Origin of the sequence: Bradyrhizobium erythrophlei (genome assembly GCF_900129425.1) — a bacterium.
Taxonomy (GTDB): Bacteria; Pseudomonadota; Alphaproteobacteria; order Rhizobiales; family Xanthobacteraceae; genus Bradyrhizobium; species Bradyrhizobium erythrophlei_C.
Genome location: NZ_LT670817.1, coordinates 5191206 through 5208209, shown reverse-complemented (window position 1 = coordinate 5208209; position 17004 = coordinate 5191206). Strand labels below are relative to the sequence as shown.

The 17004-nt window shown below is 58.5% G+C and carries 15 protein-coding genes and 1 pseudogene; 7 read left to right on the top strand and 9 right to left on the bottom strand.

Going from position 1 to position 17004, the window contains the following annotated elements; all coding sequences use genetic code 11:
- Positions 1-227 precede the first annotated feature (227 nt).
- The 5 genes from B5527_RS24975 (at position 228) to B5527_RS24955 (ending at position 3851) form a co-directional block, all read left to right on the top strand.
- Positions 228-1175, top strand: a complete 948-nt coding sequence (locus B5527_RS24975) for a metallophosphoesterase family protein (protein ID WP_079603915.1) — start codon at positions 228-230, stop codon at positions 1173-1175.
- A gap of 13 nt (positions 1176-1188) precedes the next feature.
- Positions 1189-1569: a cupredoxin domain-containing protein gene (locus tag B5527_RS24970; RefSeq protein ID WP_079603914.1), complete on the top strand. Its 381-nt coding sequence runs from the start codon at positions 1189-1191 to the stop codon at positions 1567-1569.
- Positions 1570-1606: 37 nt separating this feature from the next.
- The gene (locus B5527_RS24965; protein ID WP_079603913.1) at positions 1607-2269 is read left to right on the top strand and encodes a sigma-70 family RNA polymerase sigma factor; all 663 of its coding nucleotides are present in this window, start codon (positions 1607-1609) and stop codon (positions 2267-2269) included.
- A gap of 10 nt (positions 2270-2279) precedes the next feature.
- On the top strand, positions 2280-3092 hold the full coding sequence (locus tag B5527_RS24960; protein WP_079603912.1) for an anti-sigma factor family protein: 813 nt from the start codon (positions 2280-2282) through the stop codon (positions 3090-3092).
- Positions 3093-3170: 78 nt separating this feature from the next.
- Positions 3171-3851 (top strand): GntR family transcriptional regulator, encoded by a 681-nt coding sequence (locus tag B5527_RS24955; protein ID WP_079603911.1) that lies wholly within the window; start codon positions 3171-3173, stop codon positions 3849-3851.
- Positions 3852-4862: 1011 nt separating this feature from the next.
- Here B5527_RS24955 and B5527_RS46575 read toward each other — a convergent pair.
- From B5527_RS46575 to B5527_RS24910, 9 genes and pseudogenes are all read right to left on the bottom strand, one after another.
- Positions 4863-5042, bottom strand: a pseudogene (locus B5527_RS46575) (IS481 family transposase); the annotation flags it as partial.
- Between the two features lie 81 nt (positions 5043-5123).
- A complete protein-coding gene (locus B5527_RS24945) occupies positions 5124-6011 on the bottom strand; it encodes a thiamine pyrophosphate-dependent enzyme (RefSeq protein WP_079603909.1) in 888 nt (295 codons plus the stop codon).
- A 6-nt stretch (positions 6012-6017) separates the two neighbouring features.
- Positions 6018-7850, bottom strand: a complete 1833-nt coding sequence (locus B5527_RS24940) for a 2-oxoacid:acceptor oxidoreductase subunit alpha (protein WP_079603908.1) — start codon at positions 7848-7850, stop codon at positions 6018-6020.
- A gap of 3 nt (positions 7851-7853) precedes the next feature.
- Entirely contained in the window at positions 7854-8339 is a 486-nt protein-coding gene (locus B5527_RS24935; protein ID WP_079603907.1) for a flavodoxin family protein, read from the bottom strand.
- A 213-nt stretch (positions 8340-8552) separates the two neighbouring features.
- On the bottom strand, positions 8553-10724 hold the full coding sequence (locus B5527_RS24930) for a glycogen debranching N-terminal domain-containing protein (RefSeq protein ID WP_079607476.1): 2172 nt from the start codon (positions 10722-10724) through the stop codon (positions 8553-8555).
- Between the two features lie 81 nt (positions 10725-10805).
- Entirely contained in the window at positions 10806-12059 is a 1254-nt protein-coding gene (locus B5527_RS24925; protein ID WP_079603906.1) for an MFS transporter, read from the bottom strand.
- Positions 12060-12353: 294 nt separating this feature from the next.
- On the bottom strand, positions 12354-12935 hold the full coding sequence (locus tag B5527_RS46570; protein WP_079603905.1) for a helix-turn-helix transcriptional regulator: 582 nt from the start codon (positions 12933-12935) through the stop codon (positions 12354-12356).
- A gap of 5 nt (positions 12936-12940) precedes the next feature.
- On the bottom strand, positions 12941-13798 hold the full coding sequence (locus tag B5527_RS24915) for a S1C family serine protease (RefSeq protein ID WP_079603904.1): 858 nt from the start codon (positions 13796-13798) through the stop codon (positions 12941-12943).
- Positions 13799-13974: 176 nt separating this feature from the next.
- A complete protein-coding gene (locus B5527_RS24910; RefSeq protein ID WP_172842650.1) occupies positions 13975-14616 on the bottom strand; it encodes a MarR family winged helix-turn-helix transcriptional regulator in 642 nt (213 codons plus the stop codon).
- A gap of 313 nt (positions 14617-14929) precedes the next feature.
- Between B5527_RS24910 and B5527_RS24905 the strand changes: the two genes are divergently transcribed.
- Both B5527_RS24905 and B5527_RS24900 read left to right on the top strand, forming a co-directional pair.
- Positions 14930-15460 carry a flavin reductase family protein gene (locus tag B5527_RS24905; RefSeq protein ID WP_079603902.1) on the top strand — a complete coding sequence of 177 codons (531 nt, stop codon included), beginning with the start codon at positions 14930-14932 and terminating at the stop codon, positions 15458-15460.
- A gap of 42 nt (positions 15461-15502) precedes the next feature.
- Positions 15503-16999, top strand: a complete 1497-nt coding sequence (locus B5527_RS24900) for a 4-hydroxyphenylacetate 3-hydroxylase family protein (RefSeq protein WP_079603901.1) — start codon at positions 15503-15505, stop codon at positions 16997-16999.
- The last annotated feature ends 5 nt before the right edge of the window (positions 17000-17004 follow it).

Sequence of the window (17004 nt, the reverse complement as noted above, 5' to 3'; positions counted from 1 at the left end):
TGGAAATTTAAATAGACGTCGTGATCGACCCGGGCCCAATACCTTCAGGAACGAAAACTCGGCTCCAATGGTCAGGTGCCGTCATCGAAATGAGCAATTGGAGCGAGGAAAGGCACTGACCGAGAAATTGTATTTTTGGGAATAAAGCCCGAAAAGACCATGTCTCCTGTTTAGCGGCGCAATTTGGCGCCAGTTGGAGCCCTCTGGCTCCCGCAGGGAGATGTGACATGTCCAAAAAAGGCTTTGACGATCGCGGACAGGGATTAGGCCGCCGGGAAGTGCTCGAATGCATGGTGTGGGCGGGGACCGGGGTGCTTTGGACTGTGAGCGGCGGCGTTCCCCACTCGGTGGGGATGATCGGCGATGCTCTCGCCGCCGAGCCCGAGAGCTTCACGTTTCTGCAGATGAGCGATAGCCATATCGGCTTCGACAAGGCGGCGAACCCGGATGCGCTCGGCACGCTGCGTGAGGCCGTCGCCATAGTGAAGGCGATGCCGGTCAAGCCGTCCTTTATCATTCACACCGGCGACATCACTCATCTTTCCAAACCGGCACAATTTGACAATGCCGACAAGGTGTTCAGCGAGACCGGTGTACAGCTTCATTATGTGCCTGGCGAACACGACATTATCGACGAAGAAAACGGCAAGGCCTATCTGGAGCGTTACGGCAAAGGCACGAAGGGCGCGGGCTGGTACAGCTTCGACGATCACGGCGTCCACTTCATCGGTCTTGTCAATGTCGTCGATCTGAAGGGCGGCGGACTAGGCAACCTCGGTGCCGAGCAGCTCGCCTGGCTCGAGGCCGACCTGAAGGAAAAGTCCGGCAGCACGCCGATCGTCGTGTTTGCGCATATCCCGCTACAGGTGCTCTACAGGGAATGGGGTTGGGGCACCGAAGACGGTACGCGGGCGCTTGCGTTGCTCAAGCGTTTTGGCTCGGTCACCGTTCTAAACGGGCACATTCACCAATTGGCGCAGAAGGTGGAGGGCAACATCACCTTCCACACCGCGTTGTCGACGGCGTTTCCGCAGCCGGCCCCCGGGACTGCACCAGCGCCAGGTCCGATGCTCGTCCCCGCCGACAAGCTTCGCACGTTCCTGGGCTTATCCAGCATCACCATGGTCCAGGGTAACAAGCCGCTCGCGATCGTCGACAAGACATTAGCCGGTTGATGGAGGATCCAACATGCGAATACTGATCAGCAAGTTCCGGTCCGCCGCGGCCCGGTTTGCTGTTAGCCGCGCCCTGGTCGTTGCAATCCTCTTGGGCCCAGTCGTTGGCGCGATGACGGCGGTTGGTGCGGTAGCAGCGCAGGATGCCACGAACGTGATTACCATCGACAATTTCACCTTCACGCCCCCGGAATTAACGGTTGCCGTGGGAACGACGGTGAAGTGGGTCAACCATGACGATATCCCGCATTTAGTGGTCAACAAGGACAAAGCATTCCGGTCGAAGGCGCTCGATACTGACGATTCGTTTTCCTATACGTTCGCCAGCGCCGGCACCTTCGACTACTTCTGCGGTCTGCATCCGCATATGGTCGGAAAAGTCATCGTGAAGTGACCGAACCCAAAGCACCGAAAACCTTAGCGTGCTGAACATGACGACACCCTTATCGGTACATCGGTCGAATTTCTGGCGTGCCGGGCTTAAAGAAGTCTTGTCAGGAAAACGGCCGGAAGGCTCAGATCGTTTGTCCGGCGAGCAGCAGGCATCGATCCCGGTTGTGCAGAACAAAGACGAACGCGCAGTGTTCGATGAAGTCTTTCTGCCACACATGGCCGAAGCCTATCGTCTCGCGCAATGGCTCACCGGCAATGCCTACGACGCCGAAGACGTTGTGCAGGATGCCGCGTTGCGCGCGTTTCGCGGCATCAAGGGTTTCGGTGCCGTCAACGCTCGCGCGTGGTCCCTGACGATCGTGCGCAACACCGCCTATAGCTGGTTGGCGAAGAACAGACCCAAGGCGGTGGTTTTCACGGACGATCTAAGTGCTGCGGAGCAACAGGAACTTGAGCAGGAAGGCCCGCATCGAACGAGGGTAGAGACACCAGAGGAGATTGCTCTTTTCAAAGCGGATGCCGAAGACGCTCAGCGCGCCCTGGCGCAGCTGCCGGCGCAGTTTCGCGAAGTGATTGTCTTGCGGGAAATCAATCAATTGAACTATCGCGATATCGCGGAGATCACCAATGTTCCAATCGGCACGGTAATGTCGCGCCTGTCCCGGGGCAGGCAACTTCTAATCGCTCTTCTGAGAGACTGAGAGTAAATAAATGATGATTGCATCGATAAAAGAGAACGACGAACTGCAGATGAACGCCTATTGCGACGACGAACTCGATCCGTCTTCCGCGATTGAGTTCGAGCGACGGCTGGCTGACGATGAATCTTTGAAGGCCCGATATAACCGGCTGCTGTCGTTGGGCCGCGCCGTTCGTAAGCTTTCGCAATATGAGCTGCCTCCAGGCCTGCAGGCCCGCATCCAATCGGCATTGGATGCAGATGGTCCTGGTCAGATGAATCTTCCGGGCCATGTGGTACGTCTGGGGCAGGTGCGACGTCCGCGCCAGCGAAACTGGTCGTTTCAAGCGTTGGCGGCGGCAGCGGTGTTTGGCGCGGTGATCTCGAGTTCCGTCATGCTGACGATCGAGCGCGACAATCTCCATGAGGATGTTGCCCGCGAGGTCGTCGCAGGCCATATCCGGGGTCTGTTGGCACCACAGCCTTTCGACGTTGCGTCTTCCGATCGCCATACGGTCAAGCCTTGGTTCACATCGCGCCTGCCTGAGTCGCCCCAGGTGCCCGACCTCGCGGCGCAGGGCTTCGTGCTGGTGGGCGGCCGCGTGGACGTCGTTGGCCACGATCCGGTTGCGACGATCGTCTACAAGCACGCCAAGCATACAGTCAGCCTGACGACCTTGCCGCCCGGTCAATCCGTCTCTGACCAAGCGATTGCAGGGTACAACGTCCGAAGCTGGAACGATCCCGAATTCACCTACATTGCAGTTTCAGACTTGCCCAGCGCAGATCTTGCATCATTCGAGCGCGCATTCTCCGCGGGATCGCCGGCGCCGGAAACCAAATAGGCGAGTGAAATCGTCTAGTCCTCTGCAGGGACGTCCTGACCCGTACGCCCCAATGGGCTGTCTGGTGGACGCGTCATCATGCTGATCAAAAATGCTGAAAAACCGCGTAAAACAACCCTACGCGAACGGATCTATGAAGAGGTCGTGCACCTGATCTTATCCGGCGAATTGCCGCGTGGCGGATGGGTCGACGAGAAGCAGGTGACCGACAAGCTGCGGGTGAGTCGAACTCCGTTCCGCGAGGCGATCTCAATACTTGCAAAGGGTGGGCTGATCGAGATCAAACCCTATCGCGGCTTCTATGTGCGCAGCTTTTCTCACAGCGAGACAGCGGACCTTTACGAATTCTACAAGCGGCTTGAATGTTTCGCGGTCGAACTAGCTGTCCCTCGAACGAGCGACTGCGACATCCGACGGATTGAAAACATACTTATTGAAGCCGTGGTTGCCTTGCAGCGTGGCGACGTCGAAAGATATGCCGTCCGCGATCGGGAATTCTACGAAGCTATCGCGGGGCAATCCGGAAATTGGGCGCTCGTCGAGGCGCTGGCGCAGTTGACGTTGCAAATCCAGCTCTGTGGCACCATCACAAACGTAAGCCCGCAGTTCGCCGAGCGCGCTGCGCACGGATTCGACGACCTCATACAAGCGTTCAGGGCGCGGGACACTGCGCGCGCTGCCTTTCTGGTATGTGCCCAAATCAGCCGAACGCAGGAGGTGATTCTTGCGCGGGTCGCCAAAGAAGCAGCATCTGGTTGACGGCAGGCGAGGGTCACCTTTGTATCGGCGGGCCCTCGTCAGTGGTCATCAGAGGCGTTTGATACGTACAGCTGAGATGTGCGGCGTTTAGCACCCTCGGCAAACGTTTCTGATTATGCGGTCAACGTTCGCATCTTCTTGATCAAGGCTCTGCTGAGATGGAGTCGTCCTTGTAGGAACATCGTCTGCACGCGGCTGGCGGTGGCCTACCGGCGCTGTCCAGGGCCTGGTTGTGGTTTCATATCCGGCCATTGATGGACGGAAGGACGGTGCTAAAGCCATAGCGTCGGCAGTTCCGCGACCAACAACAGCTTCTTCTCGTCGCCGAGGTGGCGCGGATGCAATCCTTAAATCCCCGTTCGGGCGGTAAAAAGCGGATGCGCCGGGTTCTTGGATAACTGCTTGTGCGAGTCCCGGAGTTGTGATCGCCGTTGACAGAATCGCGACCACGCCAAGAATTGTGCGTTTGGTCATCGAGTGTCTCCATCTAGCTCCTATCGGGCATAAGCGCTCTGATAACCAGACCGTCTCTGGAGTCCTGATATTCCCGAACATCCGAATATTGAGAACCAAGCCCTCACGAAAGACGTTCTGTCTTCCGTGCGCTCACGTGGAAGACATGTTGATCGTCTGACGTCTTAGGTCGGCAAGCATCATTCATGCGCGGAAATGAAACCCGCAACACTCTCTTGAGAGTTAAAAAAGCAAAAAGTCGGAAATATCGATACCGGAATGTGAGTCTCATTATTGGAGGCAGCTTGGCCGTGTTTAAGAAAGCAATTCGCCGGTGCTGTGGCCGGCGAAGCCTCCTGAGCGTCCCGGCCGTCGCCCCTGGCTGGGACGCTTTTTTGTTCAATCATTGTTGGCGCGTTAAGCGATGACTTTGGCGCTAAGGGCTTACTGTCCAGAAACGAAAGTGAGTGTTCGCATGGAGATCGCCATCAATAAAAAAACAGCACAAGCATAAAGGTCAGCTGGGTGGCGGGGCCGCCAACTCAGCTCGGGCAGGCCCGAGAGTTTTGAGTGATTGAACAGGGCATTTGGACTGGCAAAGGGCACTCCGCGGTCGGAGCGGATGGCGAACGGCAAGCCGCGCTCGCGAAACAGCCGTTCGAAGGCCGTGTAAGCGGTGTCTTCGCGGGCCGACTCCAGCGCTTCGTACAACCGCAGGAAGCGCGAAGCGTGGTCGGTACTTATCGCACACGCTGATTTCCATTTTGACAAGTGGGCTGTTTTCATTCTGACAAAGGTTCACTTTTTGGCTCGTTTTACTTACACCAGCGCCTTCCAATATTCGCTCACGTCATACCTCCGCACCTCCTCCACGCAGGTCGTCGCCAGGCCTTGCCGCGGAATTAGCCGGTTATAGAAGTCGGGAATGTCTTCGCGTTGATAGAGAATGCCGCAGGCGATGCGATCCTGAACCTGGGTAGCGAGTGCCTTCGCCTGCTGCAGATTGCTTGGGTCGTGACCGCCGGCATTTGCATCGAAGTACCTGTCCAGCAGATATTCGTGCGTCGCGAAATGATTGTATGTCGGACAGGCCTGCAGCATATCGACAAAGGCAAAGCCGCGGTGTTGGATGGCAGCCTTGAGTATGCGGGTCATCAGTTTGATGTCGCCGCTGAAGCCGCGCGCAACGAAGGTGGGCTTCAGCGAGAAGATGAAGTCCATGCTCGCCAAAGTGTGCTCAGGAATGCCGTTGGGGCTCGTATTCATCGGCTGGTCCTGCCACGTGAGCGAACTCGCCTGACCCGTCGTTAGTCCGTAGTTCGCATTGTTGTGCAGAACGAACGTGATGGGATAATTGCTCCTCAGGCCATGTACCAAGTGTCCTATTCCCTCCGAGAAGGTCGCGCCATCCCCGCCGAAAGCGATCACCGGGACATTCATATTTGCAAGCTTCGCGCCCGCCGCGAATGGGATGACACGACCGTGGAGCCCGTGGAAGCGGTAGCCCTGGATCTTGTCCGAACCGTTACCGTGGCAGCCAACGTCGTAGCAGAGGCATACTTGCCACGGGTGCAAGTTCAGTTCCACGAGCGCATACTTCACGGCCGTCCAGATACCGTAATTGCCGCAGCCGTCGCACCAACTACATTTGGTTTCCGAGTAGTACTCGGAAGGAGCGGGCGGGTGGGTCTCCAGAGCGATATTCATGATGTGTCACCCTGCAAGTTCAACGCCGTGAGAATTCTCCTGACTTGCCGAGGCGCATCTCTCCACCACCGACGAGAGAAGTTCATCGTAGAAGAACGGTCGGCCGTCGTACTTCAGAATTTTGTCCGCGATGTCCAATCCGCACTCCATCCTGATGAGCATACCCAACTGCCCCTGATAGTTCTGCTCCACCAGGACAACGCGTTTCGACCGCTTTGCCAATTTCTGAAGCTCCTGGGTGCGGAGCGGCCAGAGATATGTGTAGTGCAAGTACGCGATCTTCCGCTCTCGCAGTTCGTCGCTGCACATAACTTCTCGAAATACATCACCGCTACTTCCCCAGCCGATCGCGAGCAACTCGATTTCGCTGCCTTCATCCAGCCAGTCGGTTGTCTTCTCACTGCGACCGGCCACGCTCAAATGGGGCTCGGGAAGGCGTGCCTTTAACCCATGGAACTTTCGCAGCCGCTTTTCCATCTGCAACTTGGTATTGACGCTGGACTCATCCGTGGTGCCCGAGGAGTTGTGTTCATCGGCCTGGGCGCAGTAGGTTGCGGCCTTGCTACCGGGAAGCCATCGCGATGAAATGCCGCCCTCGGCATTGGGATCGTATCGATCGGAAGATTTCAACGCATTCAGCTTCTCGGGATCGACGACGAGCCTGCCGCGATCGATATCGGCCTTTTCCAGGTCGTAAGGGTGTTGCGTGTAGAGCGCCTCGGCGATCTGCTTGTCGGTGAGGATAATGACACTGATTTGATACTGCTCTGCCAGATTGAATGCGACCGGCATCAAATCGAAGGCATCCTGGCTGTTGCTGACCGAGATCACGCAGCGCGTGAATTCACCGGCAGAGCAGTTCGCGGCCTGTAAGAGACCGCCCTGAGCCGTCCAGGTCGGCAGGCCGGTCGCCGGACCGGGGCGTTGCGCCAGCACAAACACCGTCGGGTTCTCGATCATAGCATTCAGAGACAGTGTCTCGCTCATGAGATCGAATCCCACACCTGACGTGGCGGTGAGCGCGCGGGTTCCCATATACATCGCCCCGCTCACGATCTGCGCGGCGGTGATTTCGTCTTCCGCCTGTTTAATCACCATGTGAGTCTTGTTTTCGAGCCCGGCAATGAATGAAAGCAGCGGGCTGGAGGGCGTCATCGGGTAGCCGGCATAGAGCCGCACCCCCGCATGCACCGCGCCAAGTCCCATCGCTTGACTGCCGGTAATCAAAAGGTGGCTGGCAAAACCCTTGTCAGGCGGCGGCAACGCGACGGAGATCCTCCCTTGCTCCGGGTCGACAAAGGAATATCCCTCATCGATGCATCGCATGTTGAGTTCGAGCAGAGCTTTCTTCTTCGCAAAGGTCTCTCCGACGAGGGACTTGAGAGCATCGATATCCTGGTCAAGCATGGACCAGACAAAGGCGGTCAGCAGCACGTTCGACAGAATTGCCCTCGCGCCGAGGCGGTTGAGAATGTCATCAACCGGGAAATAGATGACGCGAAGGCTTCGCTCCGCGATCAGCTTCTGATGATGCTCCGGAAACTGCCACCCGGGCGTCACGTGCAGCACGATCCCTCCCTGTTTCAGTTCCTCCATATTCAACTCGAGCCCGTGATGGTTGAGCGCGACAAGCACGTTCACCTTCGTTTCGGTGCTGCGGATGGGTTGATTCGAGATATCCAGCTGATAGCTGGCATGGCCGCCCTTGATGAGCGAGGGATACTCGCGGTAGCCGAACACGCAATATCCGGATCTCTTGAGACCTTTGGCGACAATCGCGCCAATGGAGTTTATTCCCTGTCCGGAAGCGCCGACTATTTTGAGAGATTTGCGGGGCATCGCCTAACACCGATCTGCCGGCTTGGAAGCATCCACCAACTGTTTGCCCCAAACCCTTAATGCCTCCTCCTGGCCGTAGGGTTCGTCTATGATCTTGAGCACTGGAACAATCAGCCGGCCATGATGGGCCGTAACGTAGTGCTGCAAATGATCCGCCGCTCGCGCGGTGTAGAAGTATCGATGGTCCCCGAGCCCGATGCACGCACACGGTTTGCCGGCCAAGTCCAGAGTCTTCGCCTTGTCATGGAGCAGCACCCACATGTGTGGATTCAATTGCCCCTCGATACTTCCGGTATTCCAGGTCGCGGAGGCGAGCAGGAGAACATCTCCGCTTAGCAAATCCTGTGGCTGGGTTTTCTCGGCCATCGTTTCCTTGATTTCCCAGCCTTGGGCAATGCTCTTCAAAGAATCGATCAGTGCATCCACCACGTACTCCGTGTGACCGCTAGTCGAGGCAAAGACGATATGGAGGAATCGACGCTGGTTCATTTACCGCGCTCCTCGCTCAACGGTTCCCGGCTGACCTACCTTGACGCGGCCACGTAATTTCATTCGGTCGTTTTCGAGCGAACCCACCGCATACACATCATCATGGCAGATACACGCTTGTCGGGGCTCGCGCTTGTAGCGAAGGGTCGCCGTTTGTAGCTTCATGTCCCCGGGAAACGAATCCCGCGATACCTTCGGCGACGCGCTGACTGCTTAATGCCTGGCCAGGGAGTGGGGTTGAAGTGCGGACATGGCTTTCCGCTCCACCACATCGCGCTTCCCCCTCCGCACTTCGAATGCCGTCTCCTTGCCATCACGCCAAAATCGGATATCGAATCGTTGCCGCCCCAGGCGAAGATCGGTCAACGTCACGTTCGGCAGCCAATCCGGCAGCGCGGGATCGACATATAGCTTTCCGCGCGGGGCATCCAGCTGAAGCCCGAGCATCGCTTGGAGTAATACGAACGGCGTCCCTGCTGCCCAGGCCTGCGGCACGTTGGCGCCGAGATACTGCACCGGGAAACCTGTCGGATCGCGCTGCAAGCCGGCATAGAGTTCGGGCAATTGGTTTAGCAGAAAATGGCTTGCGGCACCGCTGATGTCGCGCGCTACCGCTGCCGCTTCTGCGTCAAAGCCGTAACGCCGCATGCCCAGCGCAATCAGCGCGTTGTCATGCGGCCATACCGCGCCGGTTTGATAATTGTACGGGTTGAACGAAGGATGGTCCGATGACAGCGTGCGGATTCCCCAGCCGCTCCACATGTCCTTTTGCATCAGCCGTTTTACCACGGTGGCTGCACGTTCCGGTGCGATGATGCCGGACCAGAGGCAGTGCCCGACATTGGAAACGACGGATAACACCTTTTTCTTGTCGCCATCCAATGCATAGGCATAGAAGCCCGATCTTTCATCCCAGAATGCTTCGTTGAATTTCTTGAACAGGATTGCGGCTTTCTTTCGCAGCCTGTTGGCGCGTCGTTTGTCGTCGAGCTCATCGTAGATCTCGGCCATGCGCAACCATGCGTCATAGACGTAGCCCTGCAGTTCGCACAGAGCTTTAGGGCCGCGCACGAGCGTACCGTCAGGATACATTACGGAATCTCCGGAATCCTTCCACGCCACGTTCTCGTAGCCGGCCTTCGAGCGCGTTTGATATTCCTGAAATCCGTCGCCGTCGCGATCGCCGTATTTGTCGATCCAGATCAGGCACGCTTCGGCATTCGGCAAATACCGCTCGATCAGGGCTTGATCGCCAGTTGCCTTCCAGGCCGCATGCAGCGCGATCAGATAGAGGGGCGTCGCGTCCGCCGTGCCGTAATATGGCGTGTGGGGGATCAGCTTGAAATGCGCCAGCTCGCCGTAACGAAGCTCGTGCAGGATCTTGCCCGGCTCGGCGTCACGGTAGTCGTCGCGCTCCGTTGCTTGATACTGCGCCAAAACCTCCAGCGTGCCCGCAGCGAATTCCGGATAAACAATCATCGTTTGCAACGAGACGACCAGGGCATCGCGGCCAAACAGCGCTACGAACCACGGCAATCCGGCGGCCGGCACGAACACCATGTGATCCGTACCCTGTAACGGAAGCCGCAAGGCCGCCATGTCCTGCACTCCCTGATTATAGCAACGATAGAATTCCTCGTTGCTGGTCTCGATTTTCAGGACCGTTCGCTGCCATTCGTTTATATTGCGAGAGTGGCCCGATGTGACGCTGGAATGAATACATTCCTTCGATGCCCGAAAGCGTTTCGAACCGTCCACAAGGTCGTAGATCAGGCAGCGGTGCCAGGCCCGCCCGGGCTTCAGCACAATGTCGAAACTCAAGCGTCCGTTGGCGTATACCGTCGGCCTGCCGTCGCCCTTGCCGGTATGGACGATTACTTCACGGCCAAAATCCCTGTTGCGATAAGTCACGCGGAGTGTTTCCCGCTTGGCCGACCACGAGGTGACGATGTGGCCACGCCGCACGATGTTGTCGCCCTTCACCTCGAAAATGTCGGCGAAATCGGCGCGCATCGCGACCTCCAGGTTGAAACGAACCGGCTTTTGGCTGTTGTTGGTGATCTCGATGTCTTCGTGCAGGCCGCGATCGACTTGACGGCCGATCACCAAGCCCAGGGTGCGCGCCGCGACCGGCCCGTCTTCGGTTTCGAAAGCGCGGTTTGTCAGGAAGATGCGAGCCGCGTGGGGAGCAACGGCGCCACCATTTAGCAGATCCCACAGTTCGCCGTTGGCATAAATTGCCCAAGCGCTGATCACCCTGGTATCGCGGAAATAAAGTCCGCCTTTGCTCGGCCAGTTCACCTGCCCGTCGGTTTCGGTGAGCAACACCGTCTGCCCCTGATGAATGGCGATCTTTGCTGGCCCGACCTGAACCTTGAATGACATGCGCAAGTCCTTCATCGAAAATGGCTGTAATACCAATAAAACGAGGTTGTCCGCCGTCCAAGGGGTGAGCGGTCAGAGATGCTAGCTCCTATTTGACGGATGGGTCTCAGGCATGAGCCACCACAGGAGAAAAAGGGCGGCCAGGGCCACTGCTGCGATGCAGAGAAACCCTGCCGCTGGGCCGAAGCTCCCGGCAACGAGACCTATGAGTGTGGTACTGAGCGAAGCGCCGATCCCGGATATCGTTCCGAGGAAACCCTGCGCGAGATTGAATCGGCCGGTACCAGCTGTGAGGTCGGCGACTGTCAGCGCCGTGAGCACGCCCAGCACCGCTCCGCTGACTCCGTCCAGCAATTGAGCGGCGATGAGAATCGTTGGATTGGTCGTCCAGGCAAACACCAGCGCACGGATCGGCAATGCCGCGAATCCGACGAGCAGCAGCGGCCGGCGGCCTCGCATATTCGCCTGGCGACCGGTCCACGGCGCCATTATCGCCACGACGACCTGGGGCACCATGATGAGCGCGGAGAAGATGAGTGAGGAAAGCGCTTCCTTGCTGTACGCGAATGCTTCGCCGGCAAGTGGCAGCAACGATGCGTTGGCCATCTGGAATAAGAACACGCAGCCGGCGAATATCAGCAGGCCGGGAGTCTTCCAAAGGCTTCGGAGCCGGACTCTCGGAGGCGCGCTCGGCCCTTCGTGATCCGGAAAGCAGCAGGCGCGGCCGAAATGGATATCCGAGGGGTGGATGCGGCCGAGAGCAAGGAGCAGCGGAAGCACCAGCGCAGCAGCGGCGATGAATATCGCGCGATACGACAGGAAATAGGCGATGAAGCCCATGAGGCCGGCCGCGAATACTCCTCCCGTCGAGGCGAAGCGCTGATTGCGTCCGAGCCGCTCGGCGAGCGCGGCGTGGCCAACCAGGCCGAGGCTGATGGTGGCGATCGCCAGCCCCAGGAAGCCGCCAGTGATCCCTTGCAGCACCAGCGCGACCAACACCAATGGGAAACTCGGCCAAGCTGCCATAATCAGCGCGCCTGCTGCAATCATACCCGCACCTAGCGCGACCGCGGTTCGCTTCGATCGGATAGCGTCAAGCAATGCCCCGCCGGGTAGTTGACTTAGCAATCCGGCGAAACCACCCACCGTCAGCACAAAGCCGATGCGCTGTTGAGTCCAATTTTGCTCGGCTAGAAAGGCAGCGACGTAGGGGCCGAAGCCCGACAAAGCTGCAGCGAGCAGCAAGTTAACGCCATCGAGACCCCGCAAGCTGGCGCCAGATGGGGATGGTTCACTTGCGACCGCTGCTGCTGCAGAATCCGCAGTAATGACCATTTTCCTTCGACTCCGCCTATTCGTGCCGCTGGCTCCGTAAGCCCGCGGCAAGCGTCACGACACCGACTGGGATCGTATGTTGTCGGCCAGCTGGTCGAGGCCGGTGGCTCCCAAGGCTGTTGCAATCATAATCGGTCTATTTGACGTTACCGCGGCAGACATAGTCCGGAAACCGAAAGCGCTCGTTCATCCTTGCCCATCGCGGTCAGGTGGAGTTGATCGACGTGCCGGATTTCCGCCGTGCCGTTGATCAAAGCAACCATCGCTCCGAAATGGCATCTTACAGGCCTGCCGTCACAGAAGCAGGAGCCCAAGTTTGATTCCTATGGCCACAGCATCTGTCCGATTGCGGGCCGCCAATTTTGTGAGCAGGGAGCTAACGTGAAACTTGGCGGTCGCGAGGGAGATTTCGAGATCCCTGGCGATCACCTTGTTGGACGCGCCCGCAGCGAGCTTTTCGAGGACTTGGCGCTCGCGCTCCGTGAGCATCTTATCACCCTCGGGGGTCAAATCGTCGGTTTCCCAGCGATGACGCTCGACCAATGGAACGCTTATCCGGTAACCGTGGACGACGAGCCGAATTGCCGCTTCGAGAACGCAGATGCTGGCGTCCTTGTCGACGCCGTTAATTGTGGATTGCAATGAAGCGGGGTCTCCCAGAACCAAATGGGGGCCAGCAGGCACGTTATCGGAGTCGGTCAAGATGACATCAGCATCGTCGGCGTCGGCTACCTCGACAGCTGCCATTTGAGAAATCATTGACACCACGCGCAGCCTGACTGTTCGGTCGGATAAAGCTAATCCAACCGAAATCGCGTCCGGTGCACTAGATGCTAAAATCTGATCTCTGCCTTCAATCTTTTCGTGGTCTCCCATTCCGTCTATCTATGTGGCCGCTCGCCGACAACAACATCGATCTTGGACTGCTGACCGCCCCTCAAAATGCCGAGGGCGATCTTGGTACCGACGCTGTCGGGGCCCAAATGCCGGAAGATCTGCCTGGCGCCCGTCACGTCTTCACCGTTCCAACTGATGATGCAGTCGCCCAGGATGAGGCCGGCTGTGGCACCTGGTCCGTCCTTGTCGAGATGAACGATGACGGCACCGGTGCCTTGCTGTCCGTCCCGCAATGGATGCAACTGAACGCCGAGGTAACCGCGGGAGATCGTGCCGGACTTTGCCAACCTGTGAGCGATCCGTTCAACGGTCGGAGACGGAATGACTATCGCTCTGCGTCTTGGCCCAAATGCAGCCAGGCCGACCAGCCGTCCGGCCGTATCGACGACTGCGCCGCCGTGCGCACGGCGGTCTATCCTGAAGCCCAGTCGAATTTTTCGGTCAATCTTTCCGCCAAACGAGCTTTGCCATTCACCTCCCGTTTCGGCAATGAAGCCCGCAGCTACCAGTTCAGATGTCGACCCGCGTCCGACCGCGACTGCAAAGTCTCCAGGCTGAACTTCTCCTGATGCTTGGAAGGGATCCTGGTCGATATCTGCCTTGAAGAGAGCGATGTCGGTAGATGGGTCTCGACCAGCGAGTTCGGCCGTCAGGACAGTGCCATCGCTCGTAATCAGTTTAACGCTATCTCCCGCGGCTTCGTCTGTAGTAGCTACATATCCCTTGCGCCAGGCTATACCGCTCGCCGTCGAGCCATCTTCATTCTGAAGGACCACCACGCGCTCGGCCACCTCTTTCACAATCTGCCGAATGCCTTTTGACCAATCTTGAATCTGATCCATCGATTCCTCCCATTAATTTCCTGGGATCGAATGTCGCTGTCTGCGTCCCCGATTTCTACTGGCCTGATGGCTAGGAAAGGGTGCCTCGGGCAAGATTGCGGTTTCCCTGATGGCGGGCGCCCGACGAAACTTAAAAACGTAAGAACGGTGGCGGCAGCGCAAATCCGCCGTCAGTGTCATGCCTTCCGGGACTTTCGCCGCTTGGACGCGTCGGGATTCCGGAGCGCCGGCGAGATCGGCTTGGCGTTGGTCTCGGCCAGATAACGCTGTAGTGCGATCGCGCGGTCGCTCGTTTCGACGAGACGCTGCACCATGTCGAGCAACTGCTGGAATTCCCGTGCGCTCAGGCAGCCGAACTGCACATCGTTGATCTGCATCTGGGTCGGCGCCAGGCGTTCAAGCAATTCTGCGCCGCGCGGCGTGACCGTGAGCGACAGTCGCCTGCGGTCGACCGGATGCGCCGCTTTTTCGATCAAATCCTTGCTTTCAAGCTTGTTGGTTACGGTGGTGACGAACGCCCCGCTGAGGTGCAGATGATCGGCGACAGCCTTGACGTGAACGTCCCCAAGCGCGGCCAGATGCCGGATCGAAATCAGCGTGGTGTATTCGATTCCGGGCAGGCCGATGACGGCGGCATGCCCTTCGCGCAGCGTTTGATGCCGGACCAGAAACCCGAACAAGCTGTGGACGAGGCGGCGGAATTGCTGGTCGGAGCCGTCAACCAGTAGTTCGGGCCGAGACGTGGTGAGCGCGGCCCGAGGGGCGGGACGTCCGACGGCAAGCTTGGTGGTCTTGACGCGCGCTGCTGATTTTACCACGTGATCATCCCTGTATGACGGTTGCGCAAGATTGGACGCTGCGCATCCCAAAAGCAAATGTTTGTGCCCTGCATGCGCACAGAGTCGCATAGCCGTCTTGGTATTCACTCCGCAATAGCTTTGGATATAAGCTATCTAATCTGGTCTGGCGACACTGTTGCGGCGGATGCGGTGGAGTGGAACCGCGGTTTCCGGACGGGGCGGGCGATGACCATGGCGTTACCCGAGGCAGCTCCGCCTTGCTTGACAGCGCCGGTTTTAGCTCGATAATATAGCTTTGTAGTGAAGCTAATGTGGGTCCCGTGAGAAATCGATGGGTGCAGCCTCGGACTTGAATGCTCGCGCCTTCCGCCGTGCGCTAGGGCAATTTGCTACCGGTGTTGCCGTCATCACGGCACAGGCCACGGACGGCAACGCGATCGGGCTGACCATGAGTTCGTTCAATTCGGTCTCGGTCGATCCCCCGCTGATCTTGTTCTCGATCGACCGCAAGGCGTTTAGCCTGGCTGCGATGACCAAAGCCAAGGGTTACGCCGTCAACATCCTCGGCCGGGACCAGGAGCATCTCTCCGACCGGTTCGCCCGCTCGCTCGCCGACAAATGGGAGGCGGTGGAACACACCTTGGGCCTCACGGCGGCGCCGCTGATCGCCGGGGCGATAGCGCATTTCGAGTGCCAGCCGCATGCGCAATATGACGGTGGCGACCATGTGATTTTCGTCGGCCGGGTGGTGCGGTTCTCGGCTCATCCTGCTAAGGAACCGCTGATATTCTTTCGCGGGGCCTATCGCAGCCTTGCCAGGAGCGAACGCAGTCCGGAATGGCCGCTACCAATGCATTATTAGGTCCACTTGATTAGATCCACTTGACCGATAACCGAGGCCTTCATGATCAAGACCGGCATACAGCACATTGCGAGCCTGCGCGACGGCCGCGAGGTTTATCTCGACGGCGAACTGGTTGCTGATGTCACCACACATCCGGCGTTTCGCGGCGCGGTGGCCTCGATCGGCCGTATGTTCGATTTTCATAGCGCGCCGGAAAACCGCGAGCTGATGACCTTCGAGACCGACACCGGCACCCGGGCCAACCGGATCTGGGAATTGCCGGGGAGCTATCAGGCGCTGGTCACGCGCCGTAGGGCTCTCGAGGTCTGGACCGAACTGCATGCGGGCTTCATGGGGCGCGCGCCCGATCACGTCGCGTCGTGCATCGCCGGCATGTATATGGGTCGCGAGGTGTTCGAGGCTTATGATGCCGAGCGCGCCAAGGCGCTTTCGGACTATTACCGCTATGCGCGCGACAACGATCTTTATCTCACCTACGTCATCATCAATCCCCAGGCCGACCGCTCGAAGAGTGCCGCCGAGCAGGCCGATCCCTTCCTCACGGCGGGCGTGGTGTCCCGCGACGCCGATGGCATCACAGTGCGGGGCGCCAAAATGCTGGCGACCGGCGGCATCATGGCCAACGAGGTGTTCGTCACCTGCATCCAGCCGTTGCAGCCGGGCGACGAGAAATACGCGGTCTCGTTTGCAATCCCGATGAATACCAAGGGCCTGAAAATCCTGTCGCGCAAATCCTACGAGGCCGCGGCAGGATCGGTGTTTGACAATCCGCTTGCCAGCCGCTTCGACGAGAACGATGCGGTGCTGTATTTCGATGACGTCAAGGTGCCGTGGAACCGGGTGTTCATCGTCGAGGACATCGCGATGTGCCAGAAGCAGTTTCACGCCACCCCGGCGCATGTCTACCAGAACTACCAGGCCATGATCCGGCTATCGGTCAAGGTGCGCTTCCTGGCCGGCATCGCCCATCGCATCGCCGATACCAACGGCATCGCCGGCTTCCCGCAGGTCAGGGAGATGCTGGGCCAACTCGCCGCCGAGGTCAGCATGGTGGAAGCCTTCGTGGTCGCGATGGAGACCAAGGGCCAGCCGCGCGGCGCCTATTTCGTGCCCGACCGGCAAATGCTCTATGCGGCCCAGACCCTGACGCAGCAGCTCTATGCCAAGATCATCAACGCCTTGCGCGAACTGGCCGGAGGCGGGATGATCATGTTGCCGTCCTCGGTAAAGGACTTCAACAACCCGGAGCTCGCAAGGTTGATCGGCAAGACCCAGCAATCGCCCGCCGCCGGTGCGGTCGACAAAGTGAAATTCTACAAGCTTGCTTGGGACGCGGTCGGTTCCGAATTCGCCTCGCGCCATTCGCAATACGAGATGTTCTTCGCCGGCGCGACCTTTGTCACCAAGGGACACGCCTACCGCACCTATGACTGGAAGAATGCGGCGGCGCTGCTCGACAAGATGCTGTCGAGCTACGAACTGGCCGATGAACTGACCAATACGAGCAATCCGGATTCACCCCGCGCTGTCGCCTGATCTCT

Coding starts and splice junctions, on each gene's coding strand:
- B5527_RS24905 (WP_079603902.1), top strand. CDS start 14,930: ATGGGTGCAGCCTCGGACTTGAATGCTCGCGCCTTCCGCCGTGCGCTA.
- B5527_RS24955 (WP_079603911.1), top strand. CDS start 3,171: ATGCTGATCAAAAATGCTGAAAAACCGCGTAAAACAACCCTACGCGAA.
- B5527_RS24940 (WP_079603908.1), bottom strand. CDS start 7,850: ATGCCCCGCAAATCTCTCAAAATAGTCGGCGCTTCCGGACAGGGAATA.
- B5527_RS24975 (WP_079603915.1), top strand. CDS start 228: ATGTCCAAAAAAGGCTTTGACGATCGCGGACAGGGATTAGGCCGCCGG.
- B5527_RS24930 (WP_079607476.1), bottom strand. CDS start 10,724: ATGTCATTCAAGGTTCAGGTCGGGCCAGCAAAGATCGCCATTCATCAG.
- B5527_RS24935 (WP_079603907.1), bottom strand. CDS start 8,339: ATGAACCAGCGTCGATTCCTCCATATCGTCTTTGCCTCGACTAGCGGT.
- B5527_RS24960 (WP_079603912.1), top strand. CDS start 2,280: ATGATGATTGCATCGATAAAAGAGAACGACGAACTGCAGATGAACGCC.
- B5527_RS24970 (WP_079603914.1), top strand. CDS start 1,189: ATGCGAATACTGATCAGCAAGTTCCGGTCCGCCGCGGCCCGGTTTGCT.
- B5527_RS24945 (WP_079603909.1), bottom strand. CDS start 6,011: ATGAATATCGCTCTGGAGACCCACCCGCCCGCTCCTTCCGAGTACTAC.
- B5527_RS24925 (WP_079603906.1), bottom strand. CDS start 12,059: ATGGTCATTACTGCGGATTCTGCAGCAGCAGCGGTCGCAAGTGAACCA.
- B5527_RS46570 (WP_079603905.1), bottom strand. CDS start 12,935: ATGGGAGACCACGAAAAGATTGAAGGCAGAGATCAGATTTTAGCATCT.
- B5527_RS24965 (WP_079603913.1), top strand. CDS start 1,607: ATGACGACACCCTTATCGGTACATCGGTCGAATTTCTGGCGTGCCGGG.
- B5527_RS24915 (WP_079603904.1), bottom strand. CDS start 13,798: ATGGATCAGATTCAAGATTGGTCAAAAGGCATTCGGCAGATTGTGAAA.
- B5527_RS24900 (WP_079603901.1), top strand. CDS start 15,503: ATGATCAAGACCGGCATACAGCACATTGCGAGCCTGCGCGACGGCCGC.